Origin of the sequence: Phenylobacterium sp. Root1290 (genome assembly GCF_001425305.1) — a bacterium.
GTDB lineage: Bacteria > Pseudomonadota > Alphaproteobacteria > Caulobacterales > Caulobacteraceae > Phenylobacterium.
The window spans coordinates 1,217,036-1,235,334 of the sequence record NZ_LMEE01000001.1; the positions used below are offsets into that span (position 1 = coordinate 1,217,036).

General features: G+C 69.7%; 16 protein-coding genes. 3 read left to right on the forward strand and 13 right to left on the reverse strand.

Going from position 1 to position 18,299, the window contains the following annotated elements; translation table 11 throughout:
- Positions 1-103 precede the first annotated feature (103 nt).
- From addB to trxA, 3 genes are all read left to right on the forward strand, one after another.
- Positions 104-3,094 (forward strand): double-strand break repair protein AddB, encoded by a 2,991-nt coding sequence (addB, locus tag ASC79_RS05930; RefSeq protein ID WP_056024786.1) that lies wholly within the window; start codon positions 104-106, stop codon positions 3,092-3,094.
- Positions 3,091-6,561 (forward strand): double-strand break repair helicase AddA, encoded by a 3,471-nt coding sequence (gene addA, locus ASC79_RS05935; RefSeq protein WP_056024783.1) that lies wholly within the window; start codon positions 3,091-3,093, stop codon positions 6,559-6,561. Before addB ends, addA begins: the two co-directional genes overlap by 4 nt.
- An 81-nt stretch (positions 6,562-6,642) precedes the next feature.
- Complete coding sequence (trxA, locus tag ASC79_RS05940; protein ID WP_056025155.1) at positions 6,643-6,966, forward strand: thioredoxin; 324 nt, start codon at positions 6,643-6,645, stop codon at positions 6,964-6,966.
- Positions 6,967-7,026: 60 nt separating this feature from the next.
- Here trxA and ASC79_RS21000 read toward each other — a convergent pair whose 3' ends face one another.
- From ASC79_RS21000 to aroA, 13 genes are all read right to left on the reverse strand, one after another.
- Positions 7,027-7,218, reverse strand: a complete 192-nt coding sequence (locus ASC79_RS21000) for a hypothetical protein (protein ID WP_056024780.1) — start codon at positions 7,216-7,218, stop codon at positions 7,027-7,029.
- A 55-nt stretch (positions 7,219-7,273) separates the two neighbouring features.
- Positions 7,274-7,957 (reverse strand): MnmC family methyltransferase, encoded by a 684-nt coding sequence (locus tag ASC79_RS05945; RefSeq protein ID WP_056024777.1) that lies wholly within the window; start codon positions 7,955-7,957, stop codon positions 7,274-7,276.
- Entirely contained in the window at positions 7,954-9,273 is a 1,320-nt protein-coding gene (locus ASC79_RS05950) for a folylpolyglutamate synthase/dihydrofolate synthase family protein (RefSeq protein WP_056024774.1), read from the reverse strand. Before ASC79_RS05950 ends, ASC79_RS05945 begins: the two co-directional genes overlap by 4 nt.
- Positions 9,274-9,378: 105 nt before the next feature.
- Positions 9,379-10,308 (reverse strand): acetyl-CoA carboxylase, carboxyltransferase subunit beta, encoded by a 930-nt coding sequence (gene accD, locus ASC79_RS05955; RefSeq protein ID WP_056024771.1) that lies wholly within the window; start codon positions 10,306-10,308, stop codon positions 9,379-9,381.
- Between the two features lie 6 nt (positions 10,309-10,314).
- Entirely contained in the window at positions 10,315-11,148 is an 834-nt protein-coding gene (gene trpA / locus ASC79_RS05960; RefSeq protein WP_056024769.1) for a tryptophan synthase subunit alpha, read from the reverse strand.
- Positions 11,145-11,279 (reverse strand): hypothetical protein, encoded by a 135-nt coding sequence (locus ASC79_RS21620; protein ID WP_255352725.1) that lies wholly within the window; start codon positions 11,277-11,279, stop codon positions 11,145-11,147. The genes trpA and ASC79_RS21620 overlap by 4 nt, the downstream gene beginning before the upstream one ends.
- An 8-nt stretch (positions 11,280-11,287) precedes the next feature.
- On the reverse strand, positions 11,288-12,508 hold the full coding sequence (gene trpB, locus ASC79_RS05965) for a tryptophan synthase subunit beta (RefSeq protein WP_056024766.1): 1,221 nt from the start codon (positions 12,506-12,508) through the stop codon (positions 11,288-11,290).
- 14 nt (positions 12,509-12,522) lie between these two features.
- The gene (locus ASC79_RS05970; protein ID WP_056024763.1) at positions 12,523-13,167 is read right to left on the reverse strand and encodes a phosphoribosylanthranilate isomerase; all 645 of its coding nucleotides are present in this window, start codon (positions 13,165-13,167) and stop codon (positions 12,523-12,525) included.
- A 42-nt stretch (positions 13,168-13,209) separates the two neighbouring features.
- Complete coding sequence (gene mscL / locus ASC79_RS05975) at positions 13,210-13,614, reverse strand: large-conductance mechanosensitive channel protein MscL (protein WP_056024759.1); 405 nt, start codon at positions 13,612-13,614, stop codon at positions 13,210-13,212.
- 83 nt (positions 13,615-13,697) lie between these two features.
- Positions 13,698-13,979, reverse strand: a complete 282-nt coding sequence (locus ASC79_RS05980) for an integration host factor subunit beta (protein WP_056024756.1) — start codon at positions 13,977-13,979, stop codon at positions 13,698-13,700.
- Positions 13,980-14,344: 365 nt separating this feature from the next.
- Positions 14,345-16,057 (reverse strand): 30S ribosomal protein S1, encoded by a 1,713-nt coding sequence (gene rpsA, locus ASC79_RS05985; protein ID WP_056024753.1) that lies wholly within the window; start codon positions 16,055-16,057, stop codon positions 14,345-14,347.
- Between the two features lie 192 nt (positions 16,058-16,249).
- Positions 16,250-16,900: a (d)CMP kinase gene (cmk, locus tag ASC79_RS05990; protein ID WP_056024750.1), complete on the reverse strand. Its 651-nt coding sequence runs from the start codon at positions 16,898-16,900 to the stop codon at positions 16,250-16,252.
- Complete coding sequence (gene aroA / locus ASC79_RS05995; RefSeq protein ID WP_056024747.1) at positions 16,897-18,219, reverse strand: 3-phosphoshikimate 1-carboxyvinyltransferase; 1,323 nt, start codon at positions 18,217-18,219, stop codon at positions 16,897-16,899. Before aroA ends, cmk begins: the two co-directional genes overlap by 4 nt.
- Positions 18,220-18,299 lie beyond the last annotated feature (80 nt).

Genomic DNA, 18,299 nt, shown 5'->3' on the forward strand with positions numbered 1-18,299 from the left:
TGCAGGAAGCGGCGCCGCCAGCGCTCCATCTGGCTCCTTCGGGGCGAATGGGTCCCGGACTTCCGCTTCGCTCCATCCGGGATGACAGCTCGCGGGCGGCGCCATGACCCTCTTCACCCGCCCCGGCCCGCGCTGGTTCAACATTCCCGCCCACCGACCGTTCGTGCAGGACCTGGCCGCCGGGCTCTATGACGCCCTGACTCCGCTCGGCCCTGACGCGCTCTCCCAGGCGATCATCCTCACCCCGACGCGGCGCGGCGCGCGGGCCCTCGCCGACGCCTTCATCGCCGCCGCCGGCGGCAAGGCCGTGCTGCCGCCGCAGATCCGGCCGCTGGGCGACCTCGACGAGGGCGAGCCGCCGTTCGAGCCCGGCGATCTCGCCGTCGAGCTGCCCGCCGCCATCGGCTCGCTGCGCCGCCGCTTCGAGCTGACCCGGCTGGTCAAGACCCACGAGAAGCAGCTCGGCCGCGAACTCGACGCCTCCGCCGCCCTGGAGCTGGCCGATGCGCTGGGCTCCTTCCTCGACAGCCTGCAGATCGAGGAGGTCAGCGGCGACGGCCTCGGCGAACTGGTCGGCGCGGACCTGGCCGAGCATTGGCGGATCAGCCGCGAGTTCCTGGAGATGGCCCAGGTCGCCTGGCCCGCACGCCTGTCCGAGCTCGGTCTGGTCGACGTCTCCCAGCGGCGCGTCGCCCTGCTGCGGAAATTGGCCCAGTCCTGGACCGAACGGCCGCCTCAGGGCGTGCTGATCGCCGCCGGCTCGACCGGCACCGCCCCCGCCACAGCCGACCTGCTAGCCGTGGTCGCCGCCGCGCCGCAGGGCGCCGTGGTCCTGCCCGGCCTCGACGACAGCCTGGCCGAGAGCGCCTGGATCGAGGTCGGCGAACAGCATCCGCAGGGCGCCATGCGCCGCCTGCTGCACCGCGCCGGGGTCGAGCGCCGCGACGTCATGGAGTGGCCGGCCTCCTTCACCCTCGACGCGCGCGGCCGCTGGCGGCGCCGGGTGATCAACGAGGCCCTGCGCCCGGCTGAACGCACCGCCGACTGGCTCTCGGTGATCGAAAGCCTGCGCCTGGAGGGCGAGAAGGACGGCGTCGACGCCATCGCCGAGGGGCTCGAAGGCCTGTCGGTCATCACCGCCCGCGCCGAGGAGGAAGCCGCCACCGCTGCGGCCCTGCTGCTGCGCGAGGCGCTGGAGACGCCCGGCCGCACCGCCGCCCTGGTCGCCCCTGACCAGGCGCTGGCCCGCCGCGTCGCCGCCAAGCTCGCCCGCTGGGGCGTCGCCGCCGACTCATCGGCCGGCCTTTCGCTCTCCGGCTGCCCCGGCGGGGTGTTGGCCGGCCTGGTCGCCAAGGTCGCCATCGATCCGCTCGATCCGGTGACCCTGCTCGCCATCCTCAAGCATCCGCTGGTGCGGCTGGGTCTCGATCCCGAGCAACTGATCGAGAGCCGCGCGGCGCTGGAGCAGCATGGCCTGCGCGGCCCGCGCCGCACCACCTGGGCCGCGCTCGAAGCCCGCCTGGGCGGCAAGTCCGACATCGCGCTGAACCTGGCGCGCAGGCTGCAGGCGGCGCTCTCGCGTCTGGAGATCGCCGAACCTGCGCAGGCGCCGGCCGACGCCGCCCGCCGCCTGACAGAAACCCTCGAAGCCCTGGCCGTGGATCCGCTGGGCGACCACGGCGACCTCTGGGCGGACCATGGCGGCGAGGCCCTGGGCCGGCTGCTGGCCGGGCTGATCGACGAATCCGAGGGCCTGCCCCAGGTCACCCCGCGCGGCTTCGCCGACCTGCTCTCGCGGCTGATGTCGGGCGAGAGCGTCCGCACCGGCGGCGCCACCCATCCGCGCCTGCGCATCCTCGGCGCCATCGAGGCGCGCCTGACCAGGGCCGACCGGCTGGTCGTCGCCGGGCTGGAAGAAGGCGTCTGGCCGCAGGGCGCCCCGCTCGACCCGTTCCTGTCGCGGCCCATGCGTGAGCGTCTGGGCCTGCCGCCGCCCGAGCGCCGCGTCGGCCTGGCCGCCCACGACTTCGCCCAGGCCGCCTGCGCGCCCGAGGTGATCCTGCTGCACTCCGAACGCCGCGAGGGCGCGCCGGCCGTGAAGTCGCGCTGGCTCTGGCGCCTGGAAACCCTGGCCCGCGGCGCCGGCGTGCTGCTGCCCGGTCGGCCCGACGTCATCGACTGGGCCCGCGCCCTCGACGCCGCCCAGGACTACAAGCCGGCCAAGCGCCCCGCTCCCAGCCCGCCGATCGCCGACCGGCCGCGCGAGATGGCCGTCACCCGCATCGAGGCCCTGACCCGCGACCCCTACGCCGTCTGGGCGCGCGACATCCTCAAGCTCTATCCGCTGGAACGGCCCGACGAGGCGGTCGAGGCGCGCGCCCGCGGCACCGCGATTCACAAGGCCTTCGAGCGGCTGGCCGAGGAACACCCCGACCAGTTGCCGCCCGACGCCGCCGCGATCTTCGAGGGCTTCTATGTCGCCGAGTTGGAGGCCGCCGGAATGCCGCACGAGGCCCTGGCCCGCGAGACCGCCCTGGCCAAGGAAGCCGCCGCCTGGGTCGCCGACCTGGAGCACCGCCGCCGCGCCGACGGCCGCACCATCCACGTCGAACTGAAGGGCGAACTGACCATCGAAGCGCCCGCCGGACCGTTCACCGTCAACGCCCGCGCCGACCGCATCGAGATCGACCCTCAGGGCTACGGCCACATCCTCGACTACAAGACCGGCAAGGCGCCGTCGAAAAAGGTCGTGGAGACGGGCTTCTCACCGCAGCTCACCCTGACGGCGGCGATCCTCCAGTCCGGCGGCTTCCCGACCCTCGGCCATCCCGAGCCGGGCGAGCTGACCTATCTGGAGATCACCGGCCGCAAGCCGGCCGGGCGCGAGGAAGTGCGCGCCATGCCGGGCGACGACAGCGCCCTGGCCGCCGCCAACGCCTATGAGGGCCTGGTCAAGCTGATCAGCCAGTTCGACCATGGCCGCCCCTACGCCTCGCGCGTCGCCCCGCAGTTCGTGAAGCTGCACATGAGCGACTACGACCATCTGGCCCGCGTCTTCGAGTGGTCCACCAGCGGCGAGGAGGACGGCGAGTGAACGCGATCATCACCGCCGGCGACCCGCAGCGCCTGGCCGCCGACCCCGCCATCTCGGCCTTCGTGACCGCCAACGCCGGGTCGGGCAAGACCAAGACCCTGATCGACCGGGTCGCCCGCCTGCTGCTGGCCGGGGCGCGCCCTGAGACCATCCTCTGCGTGACCTACACCAAGGCCGCCGCCGCCGAGATGCAGCGCCGGCTCTATCACCTGCTGGGCGGCTGGTCGGTCTATGACGACGCCAGTCTGCGGACCGAACTGGCCAAGCTCGAGGGCCGCGCGGCCGACAGCTACGACGCCCGCAGCCTGTCCAAGGCCCGCGCCCTGTTCGCCAGCGCGCTGGAGACGCCGGGCGGCCTGAAGATCCAGACCATCCACGCCTTCTGCGAAAAGCTCCTGCGGCGCTTTCCGCTGGAGGCCGGCGTCTCGCCCGGCTTCCGGGTCATGGACGACAGCGCCAGCGCCGCGGTCGCCGACGCCGCCCGCAAGGCCGTCGCCCGTCACGCCCTGCGCGGCGAGGGCGCGGTCGCGCAGGCCTATGCCCGCTTCTCGGTCGCCCTCGACTTCCAGAGCTTCCAGGGCATGTTCGCCACGTTCGAGTTCCAGCGCGGCCAGCTCGCCGCCTATCTCGACGGCCACGGCGGCCTGCAGGGCGCGGTGGACGACGTCTGGCGCGTCTGCGGCTTCGATGAGCCCACCGACCCCGAAGCCGTCGAGGCCGAGGCCCTCGAAGACCTCAACCGCTCGGCCTGGCGCGACTGCGTCGAGGTCCTGGCCCAGGGCGGCAAGGCCGACATCACCAACTCGGCCAAGCTTGCCGCGGCCCTCGCCCCCGGCGCGGGCCTGGACGAATGCCTGGCCGCCCTCTTCACCGAGAAGGGCGAGAGCACGCCCGTCGCCTGGGTGCAGAAGACCTCCGGCCTCAAGGTCCGCGAGGACCTGCGGTTCTTCCTGCTGGCCGAGCAGGACCGCCTGGAGATCGCCCGCGAGCGCCGCCGCGCCGCTCGCGTCGCCCACGACACCCACGGCGCGCTCATCCTGGCCAGCGCCTACCTCGCCGCCTACGCCATCGAGAAGACCGCCTCCGGCGCGCTGGACTTCACAGATCTCATTGAAAAAACACGAGATCTGGTCGCATCACGCCCCATGGCCGCCTGGGTGCTCTACAAGCTCGACGGGGGGGTTGATCATATCCTCGTTGACGAAGCCCAGGACACCGCCCCCGAGCAGTGGGAGATCGTCCGCGCCCTGACCGAGGAGTTCTTCTCCGGCTCGGGCCAGCCGACCGAGCGCTTGCTCGAGCGCAACATGTTCGTCGTCGGCGACGAGAAGCAGTCGATCTACTCCTTCCAGGGCGCCCGGCCCGAGCTGCTGATCCAGGAGTTCGAGTTCCACCGCGAGCGCGCCACCGGCGCCGGCTTCCGATTCGAGCGGGTCGACCTGCTGACCTCCTGGCGCTCGACGCCCCAGGTCCTGCGCTTCGTCGACGCCGCCTTCGCTCCGCCCGAGCTCGCCGCCGCCATCCTGCCCCGCGTCGAGGCCGAGGCCATCGTCCACCAGGCAGTGCGCTCCGACGCCGGCTGCGTCGACCTCTGGCCGCTGGAGCGCGAGGAGAAGGGCGACGTCCGCGACGCCTGGGACGCCCCGCTCGACGAGGAAGGCCAAGCCAGCGCCAACAAGCGCCTGGCCGAGAAGATCGCCGCCGAGATCGGCGCCTTGATCGCCCGCGGCGACGCCGTGCTGGACAAGGAAACCCGCCAGCCGCGGCCGGCCACCGCCGGCGACGTGCTGATCCTGGTTCGCCGCCGCAAGGCGCTGTTCGAGGAGATCCTGCGCGCGCTGAAGCACCGCAAGATCCCGGTGGCCGGCGCCGACCGGCTGGCGCTCTCCGAGCACATCGTCTTCGACGACCTGCTGGCGCTGGCCCGCTTCGCCCAGTACCCGGCCGACGAACTGACCCTGGCGGCGCTGCTGCGCAGCCCGTTCTGCGACCTCTCCGACGATAGCCTCTACGCCCTGGCCCATGGCCGCGGCCGCGAGAACCTCTCCGCCCTCCTGCGCCGCCGCCGGGCCGAAACCCCTGCCTGGGCCGCCGCCGCCGACCTGGTCGAATGGCTGGTCGGCAATCGCGCCGCGCGGCCCTTCGAGTTCTATTCGCGCCTGCTGGCCCTGCGCGACGATCGCGGCGTCTCGATGCGCCGGCGGCTGATGGAGCGGCTGGGCGCCGAAGCCGAGGACGCCCTCGACGAATTCCTCGCCCAGGTCCTGGCCGCCGAGGGCCGCGGGGTCGAAGACCTCGAAAGCCTGGCAGCCGCCCTCGCCAGCCTCGACATCACCGTCAAGCGCGAGATGGAGGCCGGCCGCGACGAGGTGCGGGTGATGACCGCCCACGGCGCCAAGGGCCTGGAGGCGCCGATCGTCTTCCTGCCGGAGACCACGCTCGGGCGGACGGCCCGCGGCTCGCCCCTGATGCGCACCCCGCAAGGCGGCTTCCTCTGGAGCACCTCGAAGGGCACGGACTGCGCCGCCTCGCTGGAGGCCCGCGAGTGGCGCGCCCGCAAGGACGAAGAGGAGGCCGCACGCCTGCTCTATGTCGGCCTGACCCGGGCCCGCGACCGGCTGGTGCTCTGCGGCCGGGTCGCGGCCACGGCCAAGGAGGAAAACGTCAAGGGCTGGTGGGGCGCGATGGTCGCCGCGTTCGAGCACGCCGACATCGGCGGCGAGAAGCGGATCGTGACCGCCGGCGGCCGCGAGTTTCTGCGCTTTGGTCCGGACCCCGCCGCTCTGGGCCCCGCCCAGGCCCACGCCGAGACCACCGCGCCCCTGCCCGATTGGGCGCAGGTCGCGCCGCCCGCCGAAGCCTTCGCCCGCTACGCTTCGCCCTCGCAGCTCGGCGAGGACGTGGCGACGCCCGCCACCTCGCCGCTGGTCCGCACCGAGGGCCTTGGCCGCTTCCGGCGCGGCGACCTGATCCACCGCCTGCTGCAGATCCTGCCCGACCTGCCGCCTGGCGAACGGGAAGCGGCCGCCCGCCGCATCCTCTCGCGCGAACGTGATCTGAGCGAGGGCCAGCGGGCCGAGATGACCGCCGCGGCCCTGGGGGTGCTCACCGACGCCCGCTTCGCCGAGGTGTTCGGGCCGGGCAGCCGGGCCGAGGTTTCGATCGCCGGGACCGCGCGCGGCCTGCCGGCGGGGCTGGCGATCTCAGGCCGCATCGACCGGCTGGTGGTGCTGCAAGACCGTGTTCTGGTGGCGGATTTCAAGACCAACCGCCCCTCCCCCGACCGCATCGAGGACGCCGACCGCGCCTACTTGCGGCAGATGGCGATCTACGCCGCGGTGCTGGAGGACATCTTCGAGGGCCGGCGTATCGAGGCGGCCCTGGTGTGGACCGATGGTCCGAAGCTGATGGCGGTTCCAGAAAACCTGTGGCGTCAAACCCTTGCCGACCTCCATCGTGAAGGTTGATACCAGAGCCATGCCCGCCTACATCGGCGGATCGAGAGCCGCGGCCAAATGTTCTTCCGGCCGGGCTATAAGGAGCTTTTCATGAGCACCGTGACGGTCACCGACGAATCCTTCGACAAGGACGTCCTGCAGGCCACCAAGCCTGTGCTGGTGGACTTTTGGGCCGAGTGGTGCGGCCCCTGTAAGCAAATCGCCCCGGCCCTGGAGCAGATCGCCGCCGAACTTGGCGAACAGGTCACCGTGGCCAAGCTGAACATCGAGGACAGCCCCACGACCCCCTCGCGCTACGGCGTGCGCGGCATCCCGACCATGATGCTGTTCAAGGGCGGCCAGATGGCTTCGATGAAAGTCGGCGCCATGCCCAAGCAGAAGATCGTCGAGTGGCTCAACGAGGCCGGCATCTGACAGTCTCCGCGCAGCCGGAACCCTGAGGGGTTTCGGCTGTAGGCGCGGGGGCGTCGCCGTTCAGGCCTCGCCCCGCGCGTCTATACGGTCTTCAAGATCGATATCGTCGACCACGACGCCATCGGCGTCAGTGATCTCGAAGGGCACGCCGTCAGCGACCAGCTCCTCGTACTTGGCGAGGGCCGCCTCCTCCGTCGGCGCCGTGTAGGTCACCGCCCGGCCAGGGTGACGCGCTGAAATTCGATAGGTCATAGCCCACCATAGCCGCCGCAGCCGCGAAGCGCGATGCCCAGCTGTGGAGGGGTGCTCAGGGCAGCGCGGGAGCGGTCGCCAGCCAAATCACATGCCGCGCGCCGCGCTTGCCGCCGGTGGCGCGCACGCCGACCTCCTCGACCTCATAGCCCGCCTTGCGCAGACGCTGGGTGAAGCGGTCGTCGCGGGCCGAGGACCACACCGCCAGTATGCCGCCCGGCCGCAGGGCGCGGCGCGCCGCCAGCAGGCCTTGCGGGTTGTAGAGCTGATCGTTGTCCGCCCGGCTCAAGCCTTCCGGTCCGTTGTCGACGTCCAGCAGGATGGCGTCGTAGCTCGCGCGGCCCGAACGGATCAGGTCCCCGACATCGCCTTCGACAATCGTGAGCCGCTGGTCCTGCAGGCACTCGCCGGACAGGTGGGCCATGGGTCCGCGCGCCCAGGCGATGATCTCGGGCACCAGCTCGCCGACCGTGACCTGCGCCGACGGGCCCAGGTTCTCCAGCGCCGCCCGCAGGGTGAACCCCATGCCGAAGCCGCCGATCAGGAAGTGCGGCCTGGGTCGGTCCTTCAGACGCTCGCAGGCCAGGGTGGCCAGCGCCTTTTCCGATCCGCTGAGCCGGCTGCTCATCAGCTCGATCGGGCCCGCCATGATGGAGAACTCGGTCCCGCGCTGCATCAGCCGCAGTTCGCCGCCGTCGCCGGGGACGACCGCGGTTCCCAGATGGACCCAGGGGATCATGTCGGCCAGGTCTCAGGGCTCATGGCCAGCACCTCGCCGGCGAAATGCAGTCCTCCGCAGATCAGCACGTGCGGCGCCGGTCCCGGCTGTGCCAGCGCGCGGCGAACGCCCGCCTCGACGTCCGCGACCTGTTCCACCGCCAACCCGGCCTGGGCCGCCGCCGCCGCCAGTTCTCCGGCCGGGGCGGCGTTGGGCGAATCGAAGGTGGTCGTCAGCACCAGCGGCGCCAGGTCCGCGAACGGCTGGAAGAAGCCCAGCGCGTCCTTGCGGGCGAACATGGCGGCCACCAGCACCAGCGGCCGCGGATCGCGCGCGACCAACCGTCCGGCCGCCTCGGCCAGCGCTCGGCCGGCATGCGGGTTGTGCCCGCCGTCCAGCCACAGGTCGGAGCCCCGCTCGGCCGCCAGCCGCGCCATCGGCCCTTCGGTCAGACGCTGGAAGCGCGCCGGCCACACGGCGCTCGATACCCCCTTGGCCAGCGCCGCCTCGTCGATGCGCGGGTCGCCCAGCGCCAGGGCCGCGGCCACGGCCAGTCCGGCGTTGGCGAACTGGTAGCCGCCGAACAGGCTGGGCGCGGGCAGGTCGTAGAGCTGGTCCTGCAGCTGCACCAGCAACCGGCCGCGCTCTTCCCAGGCGTCGAAGTCGCGGCCCATCAGGGTGACCGGCGCGGAGAGCTTGTCGGCCTCCTCAAGGATCACCGCCTCGCCTTCCTCCATCTGCCGCGCGACCACGACCGGGCGCCCCTGCTTGATGATGCCGGCCTTCTCCCAGGCGATCTTGGAAAGCTCGGGGCCAAGCATTTCCAGGTGATCGTAGTCCACGGGTGTGATCACGCTGACCGCAGGCGCGTCGAAAATGTTCGTGGCGTCGAAGCGGCCGCCCAGGCCGACCTCGACGATACAGAGATCGGCCGGCGTCTCGGCGAACGCCTGCAGCGCCAGCACCGTGGTGATCTCGAAGAAGCTGATCGGCTCGCCCGCATTGGCCGCCTCGACCTTGTCGATCAGTTCGCTCATCCGCGCGTCGTTGATCAGCTCGCCGGCCACCCGGATGCGCTCGGCGAACCGGACCAGGTGCGGTGAGGTGATGACGTGGACTTTCATCCCCGCCGCCTCGGCGATCGCCCGCAGGTACGAGACCGTCGACCCCTTGCCGTTGGTGCCGGCGACGTGGATCACCGGCGGCAGCTTCTGCTCGGGATGCCCCAGCGCCGCCAGCAGTCGCTCCACGCGGCCGGTCGTCAGGTCGATCAGCGAGGGGTGATGCGCCCGCAGCCGCAGGATCGCCTCGTCCGAAGCACGGATGGGATCATACATGGGCGGTGCGCCTGCCGAAGCTGTGGGTGGACGCGCGCTCACTAGCCCATTCGCGGGCCGCAGCGAAGGCCGCGCTCGGTTTCCAGTCAGATTGGAACAGAAGGCCTAGGCGGCTTTCGAACGGTCGCGTCCCATCATCAGGGTCTTGAGGATCGAGCCCAGCACCGGCCGCATCTCGGCGCGGGTCACCACGCGGTCGATCTGGCCGCGCTCGACCAGGAACTCGGCGCGCTGGAAGCCCGGCGGCAGGGTCTCGCGGATCGTCTGCTCGATCACCCGGCGGCCGGCGAAGGCGACCATGGCGTTTGGTTCGGCCAGATGGATGTCGCCCAGCATCGCGTACGAGGCCGAAACCCCGCCCGTGGTCGGGTCGGTCAGCACGACGATGTAGGGCAGGCCAGCGGCCTTGACCTCGTTCAGCGCCAGGGTGGTGCGGGCCATCTGCATCAGGGCCAGGGTGCCCTCCTGCATGCGCGCGCCACCGGCGGCGGTGAAGATCACATAGGGCACGCCGCGCTTCACGGCTTCCTGCGCGGCCTTGATGAAGGCCTCGCCGACGCCGACGCTGAGCGAACCGCCCATGAAGCTGAAGTCCTGCACCGAGACGACGCAGGGCACGCCTTCGATCGAGCCGTAGCCCGAGCTCATCGCGTCCTGCGCGCCGCTCGCCTTACGAGCCGCCTTCAGGCGCTCCATGTAGGGCTTGGTGTCGGGGAACTTCAGCGGGTCATCGACCACGCCCTTGGGCGCTTCCAGCTTTTCGTACTGGCCGTCGTCGAAGGTGTAGCGCAGGCGCTGCTCGGCGCCGATCCGCATGTGGTGGCCGGACGGAGTGACCCACAGGGCCGTCTCCAGATCCGAGCGGTAGATCATCTCGCCGGTGTCCGGGCATTTCACCCAGAGGTTCTCGGGCGTCTCGCGCTTGGCCACCAGATTGCGCACGCCGGGCGCAATCCGAGATAGCCAGCCGCGGCGTTCGCGCGGAGCCTGGGGGCTTTTGCCCGGTTTGTCGTTTCGCTGTTCAGCCATCGCCATGGGGTTCTACACCGTGAGGCTTTCGACTCGCGCGGAGCGCACAGCCTTAGCCAAGGATTCTACTTTGGAAAGAACCCGGGCGGTCACAGATTCGTTCATTGCCAAGCCTGTTGCGACCTCTTCGACGAGCGCGGAGCCGACCACGGCCGCATCCGCCACCCGGGCGATCTCGGCGGCCCGTTCGGGCGTCTTGATGCCGAACCCGACCGCCACCGGCAGGCCCGACGCGGCGCGGATGCGCGCCACGTTCGGGGCCACGGCGGCCGCATCGGCTTCCTTCACGCCAGTCACCCCGGCCACCGAGACATAATAGACAAAGCCCGAGGTGCGGCGAACGACGACCGGCAGGCGCTTCTCGTCGGTCGTCGGGGTCGCCAGCCGGATCAGCGAAAGCTCGTTGGCGTCCAGCGCGTCGGCCAGCGGGTCAGCCTCTTCGGGCGGGATGTCGACGCAGATGAGGCCGTCGACGCCGGCAGCCGCGGCGTCCCGCGCGAACGCCTCGTAACCGTGATGCACCAGCGGGTTGGCGTAGCCCATCATGATGATCGGGGTCGCCTGGTCGCCCTTCCGGAACTCGGCGATCATCGCCAGGGTCTTGTTGAGCGTCATGCCGCTCGCCAGCGCCCGCTGGGCGGCGCGCTGAATCGGCGGGCCCTCGGCCATCGGGTCGGAGAACGGAAAGCCCACCTCGATCAGGTCGGCGCCGGCCCCCGGCAGACCCTTCAGGATCTCCAGGCCGGCCGCGTAGTCGGGATCGCCGGCCATCACATAGGCCACGAACGCCGCCCGGTTCTCCGCCTTCAATTGGGCGAAGCGGGCCTCAATGCGGGATTTGGTCATTTGGGCGCCCTGTGCACCGTGGGGGTCGGATCGCTTTCGACGTTCACCTTGACGACGCCGGTCGCCCAGGCGGCGGCCAGCAGCAGCGCCACGGCGGCGACAACTTGCAGGGCGAACTTCAGCCTCGGCATCGACGCGGTCAAATCTGGCGACCCAGGTGGTCGGCGACGGTCTGCACGTCCTTGTCGCCGCGCCCGGACAGGTTCAGCACCACGATGCCGTCCTTGCCGACCTCCTTCACCACGTCCGGCAGACGCGCCAGGGCGTGGGAGGATTCGATGGCCGGCAATATGCCTTCCAGTTCGGCCAGCAGCTTGAAGGCGTCCAGCGCCTCCTGGTCGGTGCAGGTCAGGTACTTGGCCCGGCCGACGTCGTGCAGCCAGGAATGCTCGGGGCCGATGCCCGGATAGTCCAGGCCGGCAGAGATCGAGTGGGCCTCGGTGATCTGGCCTTCGTCGTCCTGCAGCAGATAGGTCATGTTGCCGTGCAGGACGCCCGGACGGCCGCCGTTGATCGCCGCGGCGTGACGGCCGGTGCCCATGCCGTCGCCGGCCGCCTCGACGCCGAACAGCTGCACGCCCTCGTCGTTGAGGAACGGATGGAACAGGCCGATGGCGTTCGAACCGCCGCCGACGCAGGCGACGACCGCGTCAGGCAGGCGTCCCTCGAGTTCGAGGATCTGCTGCTTGACCTCGTTGCCGATCACCGCCTGGAAGTCGCGCACCATCGCCGGATAGGGATGCATGCCGGCCGCGGTGCCGATCAGATAATAGGTGTCGTGGACGTTGGTGACCCAGTCGCGCAGGGCCTCGTTCATGGCGTCCTTGAGGGTCGCCGAGCCGGCGGTGACCGCCTCGACCTGGGCCCCCAGCAGGTTCATCCGGAAGACGTTCGGCTTTTGCCGCTCGACGTCGACCGCGCCCATATAGACCACGCACGGCAGGCCGAAGCGCGCGCAGACGGTGGCCGTCGCCACGCCGTGCTGGCCGGCGCCGGTCTCGGCGATGATCCGCGTCTTGCCCATCCGCATGGCCAGCAGGATCTGGCCCATGCAGTTGTTGATCTTGTGCGAGCCGGTGTGATTCAGCTCTTCGCGCTTCAGATAGATCTTCGCGCCGCCGTAGTGCTTGGTCAGCCGCTCGGCGAAGTACAGCGGGCTCGGGCGGCCCACATAGTGCGTCAGAAAGCTGCTCAGCTCGGCCTGGTAGGCCGGATCGTTCTTCGCCGCCGTGTAGGCCGCGTCCAGGTCGTGGACCAGCGGCATCAGCGTCTCGGGAACGTAGCGCCCGCCATAGTCTCCGAAGCGGCCGGAGGCGTCCGGATAGGCGGTGTAATCGTTGGGTTTCGCGGGGGCGTTCACAGGAATCTGCTACTTCAAGCGCGGCGGACGGCGTCGAGAAACGCCGTGATCAAGGCCGGGTCCTTTAGTCCGGGACCGCGCTCCACGCCAGAAGAAACGTCGGCGAGGGGTGCGCCGGACAGCTTCAGCGCCTCGGCCACGTTCCACGGATCGAGACCGCCAGCCAGTAACCACGGCCGCTGGAAACGGCGCCCGGCCATGATGGTCCAGTCAAAACGCGAGCCCGTTCCGCCGGGCAGTTCGGAATCCTTGGGCGGCTTGGCGTCGAACATCAGGTGCTCGACGAACGGATCGAAGGCCGACGCGCCGGCCAGGTCGGAGGCCTCGGAGACCGATATCGCCTTGATGATCCCGGCCCCGGTGCGCTCGGCGATCTGGTAGGCGCGGGACGGCGTTTCCTTGCCGTGCAGCTGGACCAGGTCGGGCTTCAGCGTCGCCATCAGCCGGTCCAGGAACGCATCGTCCGGATCGACCGTCACCGCCACGATCTTCACGCCGCGGGCGCGGGCCGGCGGGGCCAGAAGGGCGGCCGCCTCGAGCTCGACATAGCGCGGGCTCTTGGGGAAGAAGTTGAAACCGATGTGGCTGGCCGCGCCGTCGACAGCGGCCCGGACGGTCTCGGGGGTCGAAAGTCCGCAGATCTTGGCGCGCGCGCTCATGGCCGATGAGTTAGGGCCTGGCGCGCGCCAAGCCAAGCCGGATCAGGACTTGGACTTCAGAAGATCGCGGATTTCGACCAGCAGCGCCTCGCTGGGCGTCGGGGCGGCGGGCACGTCCGCCTGTTGGCGGCGCAGGCTGTTCACGCCCTTCACGAGCAGGAAGATCACCCAGGCGACGATGACGAACTGGATCAGGGTGTTGATGAAGGCGCCGTACTGGATGGCCACCAGCTCATTCGCCGCCGTCAGCGGATCGTCCGGCTTCAGCACCAGCTGCAGCTTCGAAAAGTCGAGGCCGCCGGTGAGCAGGCCGATCGGCGGCATCACCACCTGGGTGACCAGGCTCTCGACGATCTTGTTGAACGACGCACCGATGATCACGCCGACCGCCAGGTCGATCACGTTGCCGCGTGCAATAAATTCGCGGAATTCGGAGAAGATGCCCATGGTCCACCGTTGATCATCGAAACAAGGGCTCAGGATCGACTGAGCCCTTCCTTACGGTCAACTGGAAACCTTGGCGGGCGCGCCTACTCGGCGTTGAGCCGCTCGCGCAGTTCCTTGCCGCTCTTGAAGAACGGCACATGCTTGGCGCGCACGTCCACGGACTCGCCGGTGCGGGGGTTGCGGCCGGCCCGCGCGTCGCGCGAGCGGACCGAAAGGGCTCCGAAGCCGCGCAGCTCGACGCGGCCCTCGGCCTCCAGCGCCTGGATCATCCGCTCGAGGATCACACCCACCACGCGCTCGACGTCGCGTTGGGTCAGGTGCGGATTCTCCTCCGACAGGCGGGCGATAAGTTCCGACTTGATCATGCCTATTTCCGAGTCCCCGAGCCGTGGGGAGACGGCTCATAGGCGTTCAAACTAGGAGCAACACTTCGCCAGACCGGCGCAACTTCCAATAAATCCCTGGAAGCGAGCGGGACCATGGTCGAGTCCGATTGGATGTTCAAGGCGCAAAGAAGGTTGACGGCCCTTACACCAGCCCGGTTCGCCGGTTTTTCAACCGCCAGGTGACGTGAGGGAACGATCACGCGACGTCATTTGGGCGCCCGCCACAGTATTCCGGCGCTCCCGGGCGCCGCCTGCGGCTTCGTCCACGCCGTCACCGCAAAAGAAAACGGCGGATCGGTTTCCCGATCCGCCGCCAGCTTCAAACCGCTATGCGGCTATGAGGCTTAGTCCTTGCCGGCGTTCTTCTCGCGAAGAGCCGCGCCGAGGATGTCGCCCAGCGAGGCGCCCGAGTCCGAAGACCCGAATTGCTCGATGGCTTCCTTCTCGTCGGCCATTTCCAGAGCTTTGATCGACAGCGCGACGCGGCGGGCGGCCTTGTCGATCTGCGTCACTTGGGCGTCGACGCGGTCACCCACGGCGAAGCGCTCCGGACGTTGGTCGGCGCGGTCGCGCGACAGGTCCGACTTGCGGATGAAGGCGGTCATCGGGGCTTCTTCGTCGCCGAACTTCACTTCGATACCACCGGTGGTGATCTCGGTGACGGTCACGGTGACGGTCTGGCCGCGACGGTAGGTGTCGCCTTCCATCGGATCGCCGGCCAGTTGCTTGATGCCCAGCGAGATACGTTCCTTCTCGACGTCGACGTCGAGAACGCGCGCCTTGACCACGTCGCCCTTGTTGTACTTGGCGATCGCTTCTTCACCCGACACGGTCCAGTCGAGATCCGACAGGTGCACCATGCCGTCGATGTCGTTGTCGAGGCCGATGAACAGACCGAATTCGGTCGCGTTCTTGACTTCGCCTTCGACGGTCGAGCCGATCGGATGAGCCGCCACGAAGGCGTCCCACGGATTGGCCATGGCTTGCTTCAGGCCCAGCGACACGCGGCGCTTGGACGGATCGACGTCCAGCACGACCACGTCGACTTCTTGCGAGGTCGAGACGATCTTGCCCGGATGGACGTTCTTCTTGGTCCAGGACATTTCCGAGACGTGGACCAGACCTTCGACGCCCGGCTCCAGCTCCACGAAGGCGCCGTAATCGGTGATGTTGGTGATCCGGCCGGTGAACTTCGCGCCCACCGGATACTTGGCTTCCACGCCGTCCCACGGGTCGGACTGCAGCTGCTTCATGCCGAGGCTGATGCGCTGGGTGTCCGGGTTGATCTTGACGATCTGGACCTTAACCGTGTCGCCGACCGCGAGCACCTGGCTCGGGTGGTTGACGCGCTTCCAGCTCATGTCGGTGACGTGCAGCAGGCCGTCGATGCCGCCCAGGTCCACGAACGCACCGTAGTCGGTGATGTTCTTGACCACGCCTTCGCGGACTTCGCCCTCTTGCAGCTGGGAGACCAGCTCGGTGCGCTGTTCGGCGCGGGCTTCTTCCAGGATGGCGCGACGCGAGACGACGATGTTGCCGCGCGGACGGTCCATCTTGAGGATGGCGAAGGGTTGTTCCTTGCCCATGAGCGGGCCGACGTCGCGCACCGGGCGGATGTCGACTTGGCTGCCCGGCAGGAAGGCCGAGGCGCCGCCCAGGTCGACGGTGAAGCCGCCCTTCACGCGGCCCACGATCGTACCCATGACGGGTTCGTTCTTCTCGTAGACGCCTTCCAGACGGGTCCAGGCTTCTTCGCGGCGGGCCTTGTCGCGGCTGATGACCGCTTCGCCCATGGCGTTTTCGACGCGCTCGAGGAAGACTTCGACGGTGTCGCCGACCTTCAGGGTCGCTTTGCCGTCGTCGTCGACGCCGAATTCCTTCACGGACACGCGGCCTTCGGTCTTCAGACCGACGTCGATGATCGCGAAGTCTTTCTCGATCCCAACGACGATCCCCTTGACCACCGTGCCTTCCATGAAGTCACGGCCGCCCATGCTCTCGTCGAGTAGGGCGGAGAAGTCGTCGCGCGAGGGGTTCAGGCTCATATCGTCAGCCATTGATGTTCTTTCGTACTTGGATGACCCCAGCGCCCTTCGAAAAGGGCATGGATCCAGCCGAACGAGGTTCGGACGGAGTCCCGGCGTCAGGTTGAGGGTTGCGACCGATGACGCGGGAGACCCCGCGCCGGTGATTTGCCCGCAGCCGTGCGAGGGAAAGGCGCGGTTGGATTTGCGGGCCGGTCGCCTTCTCTAGGAAAGCTCCCAGCGCGCGCGCGCCGCCTCGACGATACGGCGGGCCGCATCGGTGGCCTGCTCTATAGTCATTTCGCTGGTATCCAGCAAGACGGAGTCGTCGGCCGGCCGCATCGGGCTGTCGGCGCGCCCGCCGTCGCGAGCGTCGCGCTTGAGGATGTCGGCGAGGATATCCTCGTAGGTGACCGCCTCGCCCTGGGCCACGAGCTGGCGGAAGCGCCGCTCGGCGCGGACTTCAGGAGCCGCCGTGACATAGAGCTTGGCCGGGGCCTCCGGCGCGATCACCGTGCCGATGTCGCGCCCGTCGATCACCGCGCCGCCGGGCCGGTGGGCGAACGTCTGCTGCATCTCGCGCAGCGCCTCGCGAACCGGGGTGTGGACCGCCACGCGGCTCGCCGCCTCGCCGGCTTCCCGCGTGCGGAAGGCCGGATCGGTCAGCATCTCGGCGGTGAGCTCGCGGGCCACCTGCGTCGCGGCGGCGACATCGTCCAGATCGCCGCCATGCCGCGTCAGCAGCACCCCGACCGCCCGGTAGAGCAGGCCGGAATCCAGCATCGGCACGTCATAGGCCTCGGCCAGGCGGCTGGCGATGGTGCCCTTGCCCGAGGCCGCCGGCCCGTCGACCGCGATGACGAACGGCGTCTTCACGAGATCTCCGCGCCCATGCCGCGCATCAGTTCCACGAAGCCCGGGAAGCTGGTGGCGATCATGCCGGGCTCGTCGACGGCCACCGGTTCTTCCGAGGCCAGGCCCATGACCAGGTGCGACATGGCGATACGGTGATCGCCCTTGGTCGTAACCTTCGCGCCGCCGCCGACCAGGTGGTTGCCGCGCGCCGCGCCGATCACGATCAGCCCTTCGGGCTCCTCCTCGGCCCCGACGCCGCAGGCCGCCAGGCCCGCCGCCATCAGGGCGATGCGATCGCTTTCCTTGACCCGCATCTCGCCGATGCCGCGCATGGCGGTGGCGCCGTCCGCGAAGGACGCCGCCACGGCCAGGATCGGGTACTCGTCGATCATCGAGGGCGCGCGCGCCGCAGGCACGTCGACGCCCTTCAGGGCCGAGTGACGGGCGGTGATGTCGCCCACCTGCTCGCCGCTCTCCTCGCGGATGTTCGAGATGACCAGGTCGGCGCCCATCTCCTGCAGGGTGACGAAGAGACCGGTGCGCAGTTCGTTCAGCAGCACCCCCTCCACCGTGACCTCGGAACCCGGCGTCACCAGCGCGGCCACCAGCGGGAACGCCGCCGACGATGGATCGCCCGGCACGCGCACCGTGGTCCCGGTCAGCTTCTGGCCGCCCGGCAGGGTGATCCAGCGGCCGTCGGCCTTGTCCTGCACGTCGACCACGGCCCCGAAGGCCCGCAGCATGCGCTCGGTGTGGTCGCGGGTGGCCTCCGGCTCGATCACCTGGGCGCCCCCGTCGGCATGAAGGCCGGCCAGCAGCACCGCCGACTTCACCTGGGCCGAGGGCTCGGGCAGCCGATAGGAGAGGTGCTTCAGCGTCCCGCCCTGCAGGGTCAGCGGCAACCGGCCGTTGGAGCGGCCGATCCAGGTCGCGCCCATCTGGCCCAGCGGCCCCAGGACCCGGCGCATCGGCCGGCCGCGCAGGGATTCATCGCCCGTGAAGGTCGCCGCGAAGTCGAACCCGGCCATCGCGCCCATGATCAGGCGCACGCCCGTCCCGGCGTTGCCGCAGTCGATGATGTCGGACGGCTCGGCGAACCCGCCGTTGCCTTCGACGCGCCAGCGGCCTTCGCCCAGCCGCTCGACCTTGGCGCCGAAGCTGCGCATGGCCGCTGCGGTGCGCAGCACGTCGTCCCCTTCAAGAAGCCCTTCGATCTCGGTCGTTCCCCGCGCCAGGGCGCCGAGAATAAGTGAGCGATGAGAGATCGACTTGTCGCCTGGGGCGCGCACGCGGCCCCGCAGCGGGCCGCCGCGTTTCGCGGTCAGTCCTGCTGACGTCATGGAATTGCCAAGCCTCCTTAAGGCCCCAGGCCCGATCCTCGATCTGGCCGGTCCTTTTGCGCAAACTTGATGGCCGCCGA

Coding starts and splice junctions, on each gene's coding strand:
- ASC79_RS05950 (WP_056024774.1), bottom strand. CDS start 9,273: ATGTATGATCCCATCCGTGCTTCGGACGAGGCGATCCTGCGGCTGCGG.
- ASC79_RS05980 (WP_056024756.1), bottom strand. CDS start 13,979: ATGATCAAGTCGGAACTTATCGCCCGCCTGTCGGAGGAGAATCCGCAC.
- ASC79_RS05945 (WP_056024777.1), bottom strand. CDS start 7,957: ATGATCCCCTGGGTCCATCTGGGAACCGCGGTCGTCCCCGGCGACGGC.
- trpA (WP_056024769.1), bottom strand. CDS start 11,148: ATGACCAAATCCCGCATTGAGGCCCGCTTCGCCCAATTGAAGGCGGAG.
- rpsA (WP_056024753.1), bottom strand. CDS start 16,057: ATGGCTGACGATATGAGCCTGAACCCCTCGCGCGACGACTTCTCCGCC.
- accD (WP_056024771.1), bottom strand. CDS start 10,308: ATGGCGATGGCTGAACAGCGAAACGACAAACCGGGCAAAAGCCCCCAG.
- trxA (WP_056025155.1), top strand. CDS start 6,643: ATGAGCACCGTGACGGTCACCGACGAATCCTTCGACAAGGACGTCCTG.
- addB (WP_056024786.1), top strand. CDS start 104: ATGACCCTCTTCACCCGCCCCGGCCCGCGCTGGTTCAACATTCCCGCC.
- ASC79_RS21000 (WP_056024780.1), bottom strand. CDS start 7,218: ATGACCTATCGAATTTCAGCGCGTCACCCTGGCCGGGCGGTGACCTAC.
- ASC79_RS05970 (WP_056024763.1), bottom strand. CDS start 13,167: ATGAGCGCGCGCGCCAAGATCTGCGGACTTTCGACCCCCGAGACCGTC.
- ASC79_RS21620 (WP_255352725.1), bottom strand. CDS start 11,279: ATGCCGAGGCTGAAGTTCGCCCTGCAAGTTGTCGCCGCCGTGGCGCTG.
- mscL (WP_056024759.1), bottom strand. CDS start 13,614: ATGGGCATCTTCTCCGAATTCCGCGAATTTATTGCACGCGGCAACGTG.
- aroA (WP_056024747.1), bottom strand. CDS start 18,219: ATGACGTCAGCAGGACTGACCGCGAAACGCGGCGGCCCGCTGCGGGGC.